At 37.8% G+C, this 15,215-nt stretch carries 16 protein-coding genes; 14 read left to right on the plus strand and 2 right to left on the minus strand.

The window, feature by feature from the left end:
• Positions 1-2 precede the first annotated feature (2 nt).
• From EF384_RS04070 to EF384_RS04085, 4 genes are all read left to right on the plus strand, one after another.
• A complete protein-coding gene (locus EF384_RS04070) occupies positions 3-830 on the plus strand; it encodes a two-component system regulatory protein YycI (RefSeq protein WP_123779712.1) in 828 nt (275 codons plus the stop codon).
• A 44-nt stretch (positions 831-874) separates the two neighbouring features.
• Positions 875-2,668 carry a DUF2207 domain-containing protein gene (locus tag EF384_RS04075; RefSeq protein WP_123779713.1) on the plus strand — a complete coding sequence of 598 codons (1,794 nt, stop codon included), beginning with the start codon at positions 875-877 and terminating at the stop codon, positions 2,666-2,668.
• Between the two features lie 57 nt (positions 2,669-2,725).
• Positions 2,726-3,514 carry an MBL fold metallo-hydrolase gene (locus EF384_RS04080; protein ID WP_123779758.1) on the plus strand — a complete coding sequence of 263 codons (789 nt, stop codon included), beginning with the start codon at positions 2,726-2,728 and terminating at the stop codon, positions 3,512-3,514.
• A gap of 112 nt (positions 3,515-3,626) precedes the next feature.
• On the plus strand, positions 3,627-4,982 hold the full coding sequence (locus tag EF384_RS04085; RefSeq protein WP_123779714.1) for a S1C family serine protease: 1,356 nt from the start codon (positions 3,627-3,629) through the stop codon (positions 4,980-4,982).
• 379 nt (positions 4,983-5,361) lie between these two features.
• On the opposite strand, the gene EF384_RS04090 is transcribed toward EF384_RS04085, so the two are convergent.
• Both EF384_RS04090 and EF384_RS04095 read right to left on the minus strand, forming a co-directional pair.
• Positions 5,362-6,036 carry a potassium channel family protein gene (locus EF384_RS04090; protein WP_123779715.1) on the minus strand — a complete coding sequence of 225 codons (675 nt, stop codon included), beginning with the start codon at positions 6,034-6,036 and terminating at the stop codon, positions 5,362-5,364.
• Positions 6,037-6,049: 13 nt separating this feature from the next.
• Positions 6,050-7,444, minus strand: coding sequence for a TrkH family potassium uptake protein (locus EF384_RS04095; RefSeq protein ID WP_123779716.1), 1,395 nt, complete (start codon positions 7,442-7,444; stop codon positions 6,050-6,052).
• 159 nt (positions 7,445-7,603) lie between these two features.
• Here EF384_RS04095 and rlmH point away from each other — a divergent pair, with 159 nt between their 5' ends.
• The 10 genes from rlmH to EF384_RS04145 all read left to right on the plus strand — a co-directional run bounded on the left by rlmH (position 7,604) and on the right by EF384_RS04145 (position 15,180).
• Positions 7,604-8,083, plus strand: a complete 480-nt coding sequence (gene rlmH / locus EF384_RS04100; RefSeq protein WP_123779717.1) for a 23S rRNA (pseudouridine(1915)-N(3))-methyltransferase RlmH — start codon at positions 7,604-7,606, stop codon at positions 8,081-8,083.
• A gap of 29 nt (positions 8,084-8,112) precedes the next feature.
• Positions 8,113-8,457, plus strand: coding sequence for a DUF421 domain-containing protein (locus EF384_RS04105; RefSeq protein WP_123779718.1), 345 nt, complete (start codon positions 8,113-8,115; stop codon positions 8,455-8,457).
• Positions 8,458-8,701: 244 nt separating this feature from the next.
• Positions 8,702-9,499 carry an SDR family oxidoreductase gene (locus EF384_RS04110; RefSeq protein ID WP_123779719.1) on the plus strand — a complete coding sequence of 266 codons (798 nt, stop codon included), beginning with the start codon at positions 8,702-8,704 and terminating at the stop codon, positions 9,497-9,499.
• A gap of 11 nt (positions 9,500-9,510) precedes the next feature.
• Complete coding sequence (locus tag EF384_RS04115) at positions 9,511-11,352, plus strand: BglG family transcription antiterminator (protein ID WP_148076699.1); 1,842 nt, start codon at positions 9,511-9,513, stop codon at positions 11,350-11,352.
• Positions 11,352-11,837: a transcriptional regulator GutM gene (locus EF384_RS04120; protein WP_123779721.1), complete on the plus strand. Its 486-nt coding sequence runs from the start codon at positions 11,352-11,354 to the stop codon at positions 11,835-11,837. The genes EF384_RS04115 and EF384_RS04120 overlap by 1 nt, the downstream gene beginning before the upstream one ends.
• Positions 11,838-11,839: 2 nt before the next feature.
• Positions 11,840-12,391 (plus strand): PTS glucitol/sorbitol transporter subunit IIC, encoded by a 552-nt coding sequence (gene srlA, locus EF384_RS04125; protein ID WP_123779722.1) that lies wholly within the window; start codon positions 11,840-11,842, stop codon positions 12,389-12,391.
• 26 nt (positions 12,392-12,417) lie between these two features.
• Entirely contained in the window at positions 12,418-13,422 is a 1,005-nt protein-coding gene (gene srlE, locus EF384_RS04130; RefSeq protein WP_123779723.1) for a PTS glucitol/sorbitol transporter subunit IIB, read from the plus strand.
• Between the two features lie 15 nt (positions 13,423-13,437).
• Complete coding sequence (locus EF384_RS04135) at positions 13,438-13,797, plus strand: PTS glucitol/sorbitol transporter subunit IIA (protein WP_123779724.1); 360 nt, start codon at positions 13,438-13,440, stop codon at positions 13,795-13,797.
• Between the two features lie 49 nt (positions 13,798-13,846).
• Positions 13,847-14,497 carry an HAD family hydrolase gene (locus EF384_RS04140; RefSeq protein WP_199729715.1) on the plus strand — a complete coding sequence of 217 codons (651 nt, stop codon included), beginning with the start codon at positions 13,847-13,849 and terminating at the stop codon, positions 14,495-14,497.
• Positions 14,498-14,526: 29 nt separating this feature from the next.
• Positions 14,527-15,180 (plus strand): transaldolase family protein, encoded by a 654-nt coding sequence (locus EF384_RS04145; protein WP_123779726.1) that lies wholly within the window; start codon positions 14,527-14,529, stop codon positions 15,178-15,180.
• Positions 15,181-15,215 lie beyond the last annotated feature (35 nt).

The raw sequence follows: 15,215 nt of genomic DNA on the forward strand, positions 1-15,215 counted from the left end.
GGATGAATTTTAGAAAAGTTGAAGTCATTTTTATTATCGCCTTCTTGATTTTGGATATTTTCTTGGTCAATATCTTTTTAGATAAATATATTGGCACCTTTAATCAAGCGATTGCGAGCCAATCGGTAGATATTGCAACCGAATTGCAGACAAATAATATTAGCTATGATGAACCGTCAGATGAAGTATTGGCGACACCATTTATTCGAACGATAAATAAAACCATCACTTTAGACGAAGTCTTATCTGTAACAAGTGATACTCAAAGTGTTGAAGTTGTGCCAGAGTCTAATCAAATCGTTTCACAAATTAACGAGCCAGTGCCATTGAATGGTGTTGGGGAAAATACGGTTTCTGGGACGCTATCAGATGACGCTTTGAGCCAGTTGGACGCTTTTGTGGATAGTGAAGTATATGATGGCAACATGTATCAATTTGTTACCTATGATCAAAATGCGGGTACTATTTTATACATGAAACAGTCGGCTGCCAACTATCCAATTGCGGATGGTTCTGGAGAGATTGTATTCCAAGTTAATGAAAATTATGCCGTCTATGGTTATGATCAAACCGTTACCGGTGAATCAGCGACACAAGGGGAAGACAGAACAGTTATTACCCAAGCGCAGGCTATTGAGAATGCCTTTTTAAATAATTCCATTCCGGATGACGCAAGAATTGTGACATCCTTCCTATCCTACCGTCAAACCCTAGTGCTCGAAGAAATTACGCTGTATCATCCTGTCTGGACTTTATTTATTCAAGCCAGTGAAGGTACGACACAAAGAGTATACGTCGATGCAATCAATGGGTCAATTTTAACGCAATAGTCAATGTAATCAGAATAGTTTGAAAATTGGAAAGAGGATTTGTCATGTTTCAGAAAAATACATCTATCAAAAGATATCCGAGGCTAAGCACGAAAATAAGTACTTGGATCACGGCGGTTATCGTCATGTTTGTTATGTTTGCTGGTCAAGTGGCCAATGTACAAGCAGAAGTGAAGGTCACCGATTATACTAGCAACATCGATGTTCAAGATGACGGTAGTATGAAGCAAACTGAAACATTTGGCTTTGATGTGAAGGGCACAGTGAATGAAATCAATCATCGCATTGAATTAGGAGAACTGGGCAAGCTAACTGACTTAGCAATTAATATGAAAAGTGTGAGTGCGGAAGCATTCTTCCCCTTTGTAGCGAGCGATTCTAATGATGTGGGTACATACACACTAACCGAAAGTGAAGATGGTATGGATATTACCATCTACAATACGATTACAAATGCACCGCATATCGCCCAAGTTACTGGAACCTTAAGTGATTTATGGACGAATTATGCAAAATGGTCGATTCTACAAGCCAATTTCCTAGCTTTACCTTATGATACTGAAGAAGCATCTGTAACCTTAAATTTCCCAGCTGCAGTACCGGCGGATCAATCTGACATTATCGTGTCTTCCAAAGCCAAAACGACTTTAACATGGTCAGATGATCGCACGAGTCTAACCATAAAAGCGGAAAACTTAGCTGCGAATGAAGTGATTGGGGTTCAAATGTATATGCCAGTTGAAATTCTTGCCAACAATCAAACAGTTGGAAAAGATTCAGAAGGCGAATCAATCATTAAAGAGATGGAAGCTAGCCGTACAGCCGAGTCTAATCTGCAAACACGTTTAGGCCGTCAAATTTGGCTTGTGTCTGGTGGTTTATTCATCATCATTCTAGGCTATGCAATCTACTTGTTTATGCGCAAACGTGCTATTTTTGCGGCTGTTCCTGATCTAAAGGGGGCCGTGCAATCAAAACCTAATTACTTCGCACCACATAGTGTTGCCATGTTAACAGGTAAAAAATACTCGAATACACAGGCCATTGTCCTGTTGATTTTAGAAATGATCGAAAATAAGACGCTCGCCGCTCATTTTATTACCAATAAACGCGGTCAAATCGCAGATATTCAAGTAACACCATTGACAAATGAAACGAACCATCCAGCTGGCCAATTACTGCTAGCAGCGGTTGTTGAGCAAACAGATGCGCAAAGACAAGTGGTTTCGTTGAATGAACTGATTTTTAATCCTGCTAGTAAGGGTGTTGTACTTTTCACACGTTTAGGCCGTAAATTGGTACGTAAAATCCGTCAAAATGCGAAACAAGCCTTAAATAAAGAGGGCGTTTATAGTAAAATGAATCAAGTATTCCATACTATCTTAACGATTTATATGGTAGCATGGTTATTTGGGACTTTCTTCGTGGGCTACTGGCAAGTGCAATTGGGTCAGGTGAATATTTGGGCTATCGTACTTATTATTTTGAGTTTGGCGCTTGTGTATCTGATTCAACAAAATGTACTACCACTACGTACGGAGACAGGGGTTGCCTTATATAGACAATGGCAATCTTACTTGAAACAATTAGTGCAACAAACTACGGCTGGTGAAGTTTGGTCAAACCAAAGTAATGAGTGGTTAGATGATAAATACCTTTATTCATGGGTAGCTGCAAATAATGTGAAGTTAGCCAAAAATGTAGAAAAAGATCCACAAATTTTACAATTACCTTTGATGGGCTCAGCCCAATCAATTGCACATTTATCGTTGAAACGAATGAAATGGCAACCAGAATTTGTAGCAGATCAGACAGATTCAGAAGAAAACAAACAATAAAACTTAGTAAACAACATGTAGGAGGCAATCGTGGAGACTGCAAAGAAAGATTTTACAATGCGTGTTTCCATGCTCGGCAGTAGCTCTAGTGGAAACGCGACTTATATAGAAACCCCCAAACGTAAGATTTTGGTGGATGCAGGTTTTAGTGGGAAGAAATTAAAGGATTTGCTAGCAGGAATCAATCGCGATATTTCGGATATTGATTCTTTGTTTATCACACATGAACATTCAGACCATATTAAGGGTGTTGGTGTGCTAGCGCGTAAATATAATTTGAATGTGTATGCCAATGAAGCCACATGGCGTGCAATTGGCAATAAAGTTGGTACAATACCAATTGAAAAGCAAAATATTATCGAACAAGGGGATATCTTAACCCTAGATGATGTGGATATCGTCTCTTATGGTGTGAGCCATGATGCAGCTGAACCGCAATTTTATGCTTTTCAAAAAGATAACAAGCAATTTACCATTCTAACGGATACAGGCTATGTCAGTGACCGTCTAGTAGGTCTACTAAAAAATTCGGATGGCTATTTAATTGAGTCCAATCATGATATCGATATGTTGCGCATGGGTTCATATCCATGGTCGTTAAAACAACGTATCTTGGGCGACGAAGGGCATTTATCAAATGATGCTGGCGCGCAAGCAATGATTGATATGATTGGTGACCGTACCAAACGAATTTACCTTGGTCATTTGTCCAAAGAAAATAACATGAAGACCATCGCACATCAAACGTGTGTATCTGCCTTGACCCAGGCTGATTTAGGGGTTCATGAGCAATTTGAGGTCTATGATACGAATCCAGAAAAACCGACTGATCTTTATACTTTATAGTTGGGATTTATGAAATTTTATAGATTTGGCCCTAAAAAGTCACAAACTATTCAAAATTTCCTATTATAATCTAATTGTAAAGGCCAAAATAAACAACGAGGGGGATGAGCATATGTCTCAAAATAACGATCAATTCAATAACCAAAACGACGAACCAATTAAAAACCCAAATGAACCACATAAACCAGAAAAGAAAGCCCGTAAGATGACACCCTTGCAATCAGGTTTGATTGGGGGCGCAATTGCTACTTTATTAGTTGGTGGGGTAGGTTATGCCGTTACCTCCTCGGCTAATAATGACACAAGTATTTCGACTGAAGAAGTTCAATCGATGATTGATTCTGCAGTTTCAAGTGCGCAAGCAGCAAATTCAAGCGGATCAGTACAATCTACTAGCCTAGATGTAACGACTGACGTTTCTGAAACGGTTGCTAAAGTACAGGATTCAGTTGTTTCAGTAGTAAACATGACTGAATCCGTTTCGACTTATGATTTATTCGGATTTACTTCGCCTACACAAGGTAGTGAATCATCTTCTAGTGACGATGCTTCAACTGAATTAGAGACTTCATCTGAAGGCTCTGGTGTCGTGTATAAGGTTGATGGAGACACAGCCTATGTTGTGACAAACAACCACGTTATCGACGACGCAGATGCCATTAATATCATTATGGCAGATGGTACACAAGTAGAGGCTGAATTAGTGGGTACTGATCCATGGACTGACTTAGCTGTATTGAAGATTTCTTCAGATGTAGTATCAACCGTTGCTGAATTTGGTGACTCTGATAGCTTAACAGTAGGTGAGCCTGCTATTGCTATCGGTTCTCCATTAGGGTCTGATTACGCAACAACTGTTACACAAGGGATTATTTCTGGTTTAAATCGTTCGGTATCAGTCGATATTGACGGTGATAGTACATACGACTGGGTAGCAAATGTAATTCAAACAGATGCAGCGATTAACCCTGGTAACTCTGGTGGTGCCTTGTTAAATGCAGCTGGACAAGTAATTGGTATTAACTCGATGAAAGTTTCAGATTCTTCCGTTGAAGGTATGGGCTTTGCGATTCCATCTAATGATGTTCAAACAATTATTGCTGAATTAGAAGAAAATGGCCAAGTAATCCGTCCAGAATTAGGTGTTTCAATGGTAGACTTGAACCGTGTATCTCTTGAATACCAATCTCAAACATTACAATTACCAACAGATGTAACTGAAGGTGTTTATATTGCTGAAGTGGCCGTAGGTTCTGCAGCTGAAGCTGCTGGATTACAAGCTGATGACGTTATTGTAAGCTTCAATGGTGAACCAGTAACTGATTCTGCATCATTCCGTCAAGCACTATACAGCCAAGATCCAACTGCTACAGTGGAAATTTCTTACTACCGTGATGGTGAGTTACAAGAAACGACCGTTCAATTACAAGCACAAGAATCTTCAAGTACGAGCACTGTAACTGAATAATAGCTAAAACATACAGCGTAAGCCCACATTTTGTGTGGCTTGCGCTTTTTTGTTTGTTGAATCAAATAATGAGGGGATAGAAATATGTTGCTATAGCTAGTTATCCCCAAAATATATCCACAGTCTTGGGGATAAAAAGTGGAAAATGTGCATAAGTATATGGAAAGGCTTTAAATAGTATAATATAGGGCTTGTTCAATTGTGTAAAAACTGTGGATAATGTGGATAAGTACGGGGATAACTGCAAAGTTAAATGGAAATGTTGGTTTAAGGGGATTCTGAGCGAAAACGAATTGTGGATAATGTGGATAAAAATGTGTATGAAAAACGCGGTTGAAAGAGCGCATTTGCTCTTTCAACCGCTTTGGTGTTGTTTAGATTAACGAATTTCGCGTAAGTAGTCTGCTTTTTCAAATTTATCTGTGTTGGCAATGGCAACATAGATGTCATCAGGTTGGATCACGTAGTCAGCAGGGAAGGTTGTTGTTAACGCGTCACGACGTTTTTTACGAATACCGATAATGTTGATATCGTAACGTTGGCGAGTATTTAATGTTGTTAAAGCTTTACCCACCCATTGGTCTGGGGCACGGAACTCAACTAATGAAGTTTCGTCGTCTAATTTAATTACTTCTTCGATAGTATTGTGGATCATGCGACGAGCAATTTGGATACCAGATTCTTTTTCAGGTTGAACTAAAACATCTACACCGAAAGCTGATAACACTTTACGGTTTGTTTTATTTTTTACTTTACAGATGATGTGTTTAATACCTAACTCTTTCGCGTTTAATACACCAAGAACTGAAGCTTCAAGGTTAGTACCAGTTGAAACAACAATAGCATCACATTGGCCGAAGCCTAATTCACGCATGTAGTCGATATCGGTGAAGTCACCAACGGAACCAACTGTTAAGTATCCTTCTAATCGGTCAACATTCTTTTGGTCAAGGTCACAAGCAATGATTTCGACACCATTCTCTGATAATTCTTTGGCGATTGTTGAACCAAAGATACCTAATCCTAAAATACCAACTAATTTAAATTTTCCCATTTTATTTTTACACCTATCCTATTAAAATATTTGTGGTTGTATATTGAATATCGCTTGTCTTATCTTTCTTATCTGGTAACAAGGAAATGAACATTGTCATTGGTCCGATACGACCGATAAACATTAAGGACATTATGACAACTTGGCTAGCCAGTGTTAATGTAGGGGTTAAGTTAGCCGTAACACCTACAGTTGCAAAGGCTGAAATTGATTCAAACAAGATATATAAATAATCAACTTGCGGATCAAAGGTTAAAATTAATCCTGAACCAATAATTAATAAAGCAATGTAAAGTAAGAAAATAACGAAAGCTTGACGTAACAATTGTGCTGGAATCGTATGTTTTACAAAGTTTACGTTTTCTTTTTGTTTAACTTCAGCAATAGCCATCATGATAACTAAAGCGAAGGTAGTTGTTTTCAAACCACCAGCAGTACCACCTGGGCTACCACCGATAAACATTGTGACAATAAATATTAAAATTGACACGGGATGCGCTAAGGTATAATCAATTGAAGCAAAACCAGCAGTACGCATGGTAACTGTCTGGAATACAGCAGTCATGATTTTGTTGCCAACAGTCATATCACCAATGGTACCTTCATTTTGCCATTCAAAAGCTAAGAATAAGATGGTACCTAGGCAGATAATTAATACGGTCATTCCCAATGCTAATTTTGTGTGTGGTCGTAATTTACGAATTGCAGTTTTAATCGCAATTCTTGGACGTGACCAGTCAAATTGTTTAACTTGATTCGTAACATCAAACCAAACACTAAAACCAATACCACCTAATACGATTAATGAAATAATCGTCCAGTTAATAATTGGAACAGTTTGGTACCCTATCATTGACATATTGGATAGGGGATCAAATCCAGCATTACAGAAGGCTGAAACAGCCATGAAAATACTGATGAACGTACCTTTAGCAAACCCCAATTCTGGAATAAAGAAAGTGGCGAATAATAAAGCACCAATACCTTCAATAATGAAAGTATATTTGAAGATTTTTCCTAGCCAATTTGAGATGTTGTCTAGGGAATTACTATTCAAGGCACCTGTAACTGCGACTTGGGCACTCATTCGCACATTATGGCCGATTTTGAAGTAGATGACAGAGATAAAAGTCATCAGTCCTAAACCACCAATTTGAATTAGGATCATCATGATAATTTGACCAAAAATGTTGTAAGTATCATATATAGATTCAACCCATAAACCGGTCACACAGACTGCAGATACGGCGATGAATAAGTGGTCAAAGTATGTAGCATCTGACGTTGCCACTTGGCTGATTGGTAAGTTCAATAGTAGAGAACCTACAAAGATTACCAAAGCGAATGATAACGCGATGATTTTGGCACTGGATAGGTGACCAACAGGGTTGGCAACATAACTCAGCATTTTACGAAAAATATTAATCGTTAAGCCCTCCTTATATAATTTTAAAAAAATTAATAATTACAAATACGATTAATTATAGTCACTTTATTAGAAAAATAAAGTAAAATAGAAAAGAAAAACTTTTAAATAAGCATTTTTGCATGATTGGAGTCTTTTTGCATGTTAGTAAAAATTATCTCAGTTGGAAAACTGAAAGAAAAGTATTTAAAACAAGGTATCGAAGAGTATGCCAAACGTTTGAGTCGCTATACAAAATTTGAAGTCATTGAAGTCAAAGATGAACCTACCAAGGAAAATGCCAGTGAAGCGGAAGATGAGCTAGTCAAGAATGCTGAGGGTGAACGCATCTTAGCAAAAGTGAAAGATGATGATTATGTCTACCTTTTAGCAATCAACGGAAAAATGATGTCTTCTCCTGAACTAGCCAAACATATGCAACAGCAAATGACGCAGGGGAAATCAACCCTTGTCTTTATTATTGGTGGTTCTCTGGGTACGAGCGACGCTGTTTATAAACGCGCGAATCAAGAAATCTCTTTTGGAAAAATGACCTTGCCTCATCAATTGATGCGACTTGTATTGACGGAACAAATATATAGAAGCTTCAGAATTCAGAACAATGAACCATATCATAAATAACTTTTAATTAATAATATAGTAACACATTCATGGGCGTTTACAACTTTGAGCTAGAAGGGGAAAATGCCATGGTCGGAGCCAATACAAGTTTACTTGGAGGCTTGGTGGCAGCAACTACTTTATTCATCGTGAATATGATTTTCAAAAATTGGATGTACCGTATTCCTTGGTTTAGTAAGATGCTAGAAGGGGATGCACACCTGCTAGTCTATGAGGGTAAGGTGAATGACGCCAACCTTCAAAAATCGAAGATTACCACCAATGATTTGCTGGAAGCCATTCGCGAGCATGGCTTAGCCGACGTTGCTGAGGTCAAGATGGCTGTCCTTGAAGTAGACGGCAATATTAGTGTCATTGCTGGTGATAAACGCTAAGAATAAATACTTTTTAGACAAAAGAACCATATTTTCAAGATATGGTTCTTTTTTAGTGGACAAATATACAAATTAAAATATAATGAAAAAAACGATATAGCAGGGAAAGTTAGCAACCTTTGTGTAACCATTTTTTTCAATAAACCAATAAATTTATCAAAGCTTGAAAAAAGCTTGGATTAATATAAACCGTTTTCATTGCTACTATAAGCGTGTAAAGAAAAAGCAAAGGAGCGATGGATAAATGGATTGGTTAGAAGTAGAAGGCAAAGTTGTAATTGTTACTGGGGGTGCTTCAGGGATTGGTCAGTCAATTGTTGAAGAATTGTTAGCAGCTGGAGTGAAAGTCGCAAACTTCGATTTGAAGGATAATGGCAAAGAACACGAAAATTTAATGTTCGTGGCGACTGATGTAACAAGTAAAGATAGCGTTGAAGCAAGTGTACAAAGCGTATTAGATACTTTTGGTACGATCGATGCAGTTGTCAATAATGCAGGTATTAATATTCCACGTTTATTGGTAGATGCAAATGACGAAAAAGGACCGTTCGAATTATCTGAAGATGTTTTTGACAAAGTAACGACTATTAACCAAAAAGGGGTTTACATTGTTGCCCAAACAGTTGGCCGTGTACTAGTTGGTAAAAAAGATGGTGTTATCATCAACATGGGTTCTGAATCAGGTCTTGAAGGTTCAGAAGGACAAAGTGTTTACGCCGCTACTAAAGCAGCTGTTTATTCATACACACGCTCTTGGGCAAAGGAATTGGGTAAACACAATGTACGCGTTGTTGGTGTCGCACCGGGTATTATGGAAGAAACAGGTTTACGTACACTGGCTTATGAAGAAGCACTTGCCTACACTCGAGGTAAATCAGTTGAGGAATTACGTGCGGGATATTCAAACACAAGTACAATTCCATTAGGCCGTAGTGGAAAATTGACGGAAGTTGCTGATCTTGTCTTGTACTTAGTATCAGACAGATCAAGCTATATTACGGGTGTGACCATTAATGTGGCAGGTGGTAAAACAAGAGGATAGGAGGTATTGAATTGGCGCTCGTCGAACGATGGTATAAAATTTTAAATTTGTTTGAAACGAGTCCAACGATTAGTCAGGATGAAATGACTGAGTACCTTGGCATTTCACCACAAACGATTAAGAGTAATATTTCCTTGTTGAATAATGAGTTGGTACATATTGCTTCTATAGAATATGAAAACAAATTTTATACGTTAAAGATTTTTAATTTGGTTGAATACGAAAAGATTTTATCTGGTCGCCTTAAGATAGACAGTGATTTTAATTCTTCTAAGAAACGATTTGCTTATATCTTGAAACGATTAATCGATAGTTCCTACACAGTTCAACTAATGGATTTGGCTGATGAAATGAATGTAAGTCGAAATACAGTAGCGAATGATATTAAAGAAATTCGAAGCCTGTTACAAGATTACCAAGTCGAATTGATAGGGAAGACGAGTAAAGGTCTAAGCTTAAAGGGGAATGAGTTAGAAATTCGGCTCATCTATGTTCATTTTATCTTAGATTATTACGCCATTGACTCACTCATTCCAGGTATAAACGATCAACTGAATGACTTATTAGCGGCATTCGATATTACGGACAGAATTCAAAATTTACTGAAACGTTCAATTACAGTGACTTTATCTCGTATTCATGAACAACATATCTTAGATCGTGAGATAGACTATTACTATTTTAAGGATTCGGATTTATTGGATGAATTAACTGGTGAAATTGAATTAGCCTTTCAGCTATCAATCAGTCAGTACGAGAAAGCTTTCATGGCCTTTCCATTAAATTTGTATAATCAAGGGATAAATCGCAACTTAAACGTAGCCTATGTCAAAGATATTTTTGACAAGATGATGCAGCGATTGCAAGACACTTTTGCCGTCAATATTGATAGTAATTTGTTATATGATGAAATGTTTCAGCATCTGGTTTTCCTTATCAATAGAGTAATTTTTAGACCTAAAACGAATGACCTCCTACTAAAAGATATTCATATCAAATATCCAGTATCCTATGCGATGGCAGAAATTTGTTGTGATGAAATCAGTAAAGCAATAGGACGACCAGTGGTCAAAGAGGAAGTGAATTATCTTACTTTATATTTGGAAATGTTGGTGAATAATCGAAGCAAGGATGACTATAAAGAAATAGCGGTGATTTGTCATACAGGTCTAGGCACAGCGTTACTGTTAAAACAACGGTTGCAGCAAGTGTTAGGTGATGAAATTCATATCACCAACTTTTCGGAAGCAGATTATAGCAAAGAAGATTTTTCAACTTACTTCGCTATCTTTACCACGATTCCTTTACGACACTTGCAGACGGATGTACCAGTCATCCAAATCTTACCTACTTTTGACGCATTAGAAATCAAACAAGAGTGGGATCGCATTGAAAAACAACAATTACGCCGTGAAGGAGATGTGCGTATTTCGCATATTGCATTACAAGCAAATAAATCATATGAAACACAATTGAATGTGATGGCAAAAACGCTAGAGAAAGCCAACCGTGTGGATGCTGGATTTGCACAACGTATTCAAGAACGTGAACAATTACAATCAACAGTTTTTGGTAAAGGGATTTCAATGCCCCATGCTAGCAATAGTGGCTCAAGTAAGATTGAAATTATCATGGGTACGTTCGAAGAGGCAATCCAAACGGAAAATGGTCCAGTCGAGTTGGTCATGATGTTGGCTGTGCCAGATGAGATGAATGATAAGAAAATAGACACCTTGCTTGAAATTTATGATTTTATTTTTTCAGCAACAGATAGTGTGGAATTAAAAGAAAAAGTCTATGCTTGGCAGCAAGCAGGGACATCAATGATTCAGGAAGATGAGGGGGTTGAATAATGGCTTTTACATATATTTTTGGTTTTGTGGCAATAGCAGCCTTATTAATTCAAACGGCATTTGGCTATTTTCAAGTAAAACATTTCAATACGGTATATCAAGAATTACGAAGAAAAGGTAAGGTTGCAATCGGCCGCAGATCGGGCAAGATTCAATCCGGTACAATCGTTTTCTTCGCTGTTGATAAAGACGATAAAATTTTAGATGCACGTATCATGCAGGGTGTCACAGTACTTGCTAGATTTAAACCTAGAAATGAATACATTGGACAGGATATTCATTTTATTGACAGATATCATCCGCTAGTTCAAAAAGAAAATAAATTAATTCAGATTGCTATGGAAGATGCACGTGAAATTTATCTACGTGTGGCGATTGGTAATTATGTAGAAGAGAAAAAAGGAAATGTCTTGCAAGAGACAGTTATGAATGTTGGTTTGGCAAAAAATTGGTTACTAAGTAAATTTAATAAGAGGAGTGTTTAATTATGGAGTGGATTGTTCAATTTGCACAAGGTTTTATGAACTTATTTCAAACAGGTGGGGAAACCTTTATCTCATGGATGACATCTATCGTACCATTGGTATTGATGTTGATGATTGCCATGAATGCCTTAATTGCGTTGTTAGGTGAAGAACGTGTGACAAAACTAGCACGTATTTCAACGAAAAACCCAGTTTCAAGATACATGATTTTACCTTTCGTAGCAGCCTTTATGTTGGGTAATCCAATGTCTATGACAATGGGGCGTTTCTTACCAGAATTCTATAAACCATCTTATATTGCAGCTCAAATGCAATTCTGTCATACAAGTAACGGGATTTTCCCACATATCAACCCAGGTGAATTATTCGTTTGGTTAGGTATCGCCAACGGTGTTGCACAATTAGGTTTAAACGAAATGGAACTTGCGATTCGCTACTTATTAGTAGGGTTAGTAATGAACTTTGTTGGTGGTTGGTCAACGGACTTTATCACTGAACGTATCTCTAAACAACAAGGTGTTGTTTTAAGCAAATCTGTTGAAACCGTTATCTAATTTATCGAGTGAAGGAGAAATGAATCATGACTGAATACAAGAGCATTAAAGTACGTAAAGGTAACGGGGGCTATGGTGGACCGTTAACCATAACACCGACTGCAGAAAAAAATAAATTTATCTATGTCGTAGGTGGCGGTGAACGCCCTGAGATCGTTGACAAAATTGAAGAATTAACAGGTATGGAAGCTGTAAATGGATTTAAAACGTCTATTCCAGATAATGAAATTGCTTTAGCAATCATCGACTGTGGTGGTACATTACGTTGCGGTATTTATCCGAAAAAAGGAATTCCAACAATCAACGTAATCCCAACTGGTAAAGCTGGTCCATTAGCACAATATATCAACGAGGACATCTATGTATCTAACGTGGGTATGAATCAAATTGAACTTGCGGATGAAAGTGAAGCAGCAACGGCTGCTGTAGCTGCAAGTGAAAAAGCTGATGAGAAAAAAGCAACATACGATACTTCTAAGAAAATGACAGAACAACGTACGGATACAAGTATTGTTACTAAAATCGGTATGGGTGCAGGTAAAGTGATTGCAACCTTTAACCAAGCTGCACGTGAAGCTGTTCAAACGATGTTAAATACTGTCATTCCATTCATGGCTTTCGTTTCCTTGATCATAGGGATTATCCAAGGTTCTGGTATTGGTACATGGATAGCCAATGCTATGGCGCCATTAGCAGGTAATATTTGGGGACTATTGATCATCGGTTTTATCTGTTCAATTCCATTCCTTTCTCCATTACTAGGTCCTGGTGCGGTAATCAGTCAAGTTATCGGTACATTAATTGGGGTAGAAATTGGTAAAGGAAATATTCCTCCACAATTAGCATTGCCAGCATTATTCGCTATCAATACACAAAATGGTTGCGATTTCATCCCAGTAGCATTAGGATTATCTGAGGCGGATGCTGAAACGGTTGAAGTTGGTGTACCAGCAGTATTATATTCTAGATTCTTAAATGGTGTACCACGTATCGTCGTTGCATGGTTAGCAAGCTTTGGTTTATACAGTTAGAAAAGGGGACAATAGATGACAGTTTATCAAACAGAAGTATTTGACATTGGCGCACAAGCCGAATTATTCCAAGCCGAAAATATGATTTTATTATTTGGTAAGGATGCATCACAAGACTTAGCAGAATATTGCTTTAATATTTATGTAAATCAACTAGAAGATCATATTGAACCTGGTATGACTGTAAAATTCGACGACAATAGCTATGAAATTACAGCTGTTGGTAATGTCGTTGAAAAAAACTTAGTTGATCTAGGTCACATCACAATTAACTTTAATGGCGCAACAACTGCCGATCTTGCAGGTACATTGTATGTTGAAGCAAAACCATTGCCAAACATCGAAGTAGGTACAGCAATATCAATTCATGCATAAAAAATTGATAAATCGGATCAGCAATGGTTCGATTTATTTTTGAGGTGAAATTATGAAGAAAATTATCTTTGATATGGATGGGGTTCTAGTCGATTCAGAATATACCTATCTACAATCTAAAACAGATATTTTGCATGAGCAAGGTTTTATGAAGGATATCTCGTATCAATATCAATTCATGGGTACCACCTATGATTTTATGTGGCAAACGATGAAGGATGAGTTGGGCTTACCCGATAGTGTGGAGACTTATATTGATAAAATGAATCGCTATCGTCAAGCCATGATCGAGCGAGATGGCGTGAGAGCTATCAAAAATAGCGTCGAATTGGTCGACGAACTTGGCAAACGTGGCTATCAAATGGCCGTCGCTTCGTCGTCACCTAAATTGGAAATTATGCGTAATCTAAGGCAACTTGGTATTACCTCACAATTTGCACATTTAGTTAGTGGGGAAGAAGTTGCGCGTTCAAAACCAAATCCGGATATTTTTGAAAAAGCTGCGCATTTATTACAAGCACCATCTTCAGAATGTATTGTGATTGAAGATACCCGTAATGGGGTACTTGCAGCCAAAGCGGCCGGCATGTATACGATTGGTTTTGCCAATCCAGACTACCCGAAACAGGATTTAAGTAAGGCAGATATTATTGTGACTGATATGATGGATGCCTTAACTATCATTACTGAAGCAAAATAACACAGGAGCATTAGTGAGGGGGAATAGCTATGTATTTAGATACAGCGGATATCACATTAATCGAACATTTTGACCAGTTAGGTATATTGAAGGGTGTTACAACAAACCCAAGTATTCTGCGTAAAATTGAGCGGAATAGATGGACACAATTGCAGGCAATTCAAGCAACAACAGAAGGCCATGTGTTTTGCCAGGTGGTAGGGAATGGTTTTGATGACTTACTAGCAGATTTCGAGCAGATTAAGAAAATTGAGGAGCAAGCTCTTTTTGCCATAAAAGTACCTGTTAATTTTGAAGGGCTAAAATTTATTAAGTATTTAAAGGAAACCGAGCCAGAGCGCAAGGTGTTGGGAACGGCAATTTATTCAGCAGACCAGGGAATATTAGCGGCTTTAGCTGGTTGTGATTTCATAGCCCCTTACGTGAATCGGATGTTGAATAATAATATTGATCCTTTTGCAGAAATTACTAGTATGCGCTTGTTTATTGATGAGCGCGATTTAGCAACGGAAATTATGGGTGCAAGTTTTAAAAATACTAGTCAAGTGGTATCAGCTTTAAATGCTGGGGCACATACAGCTACAGTGGCACCTGATATTTTAGAAGCAATGATGGAGAAACAATTGGCGACCAATGCGATTGCAGTATTTAATGAAGATGGACAGGTCACTTTTGAAGCATAAAGCTTAGTCGAATATGAATGCATCCCAAAGCCAAT

Source organism: Aerococcus agrisoli (assembly GCF_003797145.1).
In the GTDB taxonomy this organism is placed as follows: Bacteria; Bacillota; Bacilli; order Lactobacillales; family Aerococcaceae; genus Aerococcus; species Aerococcus agrisoli.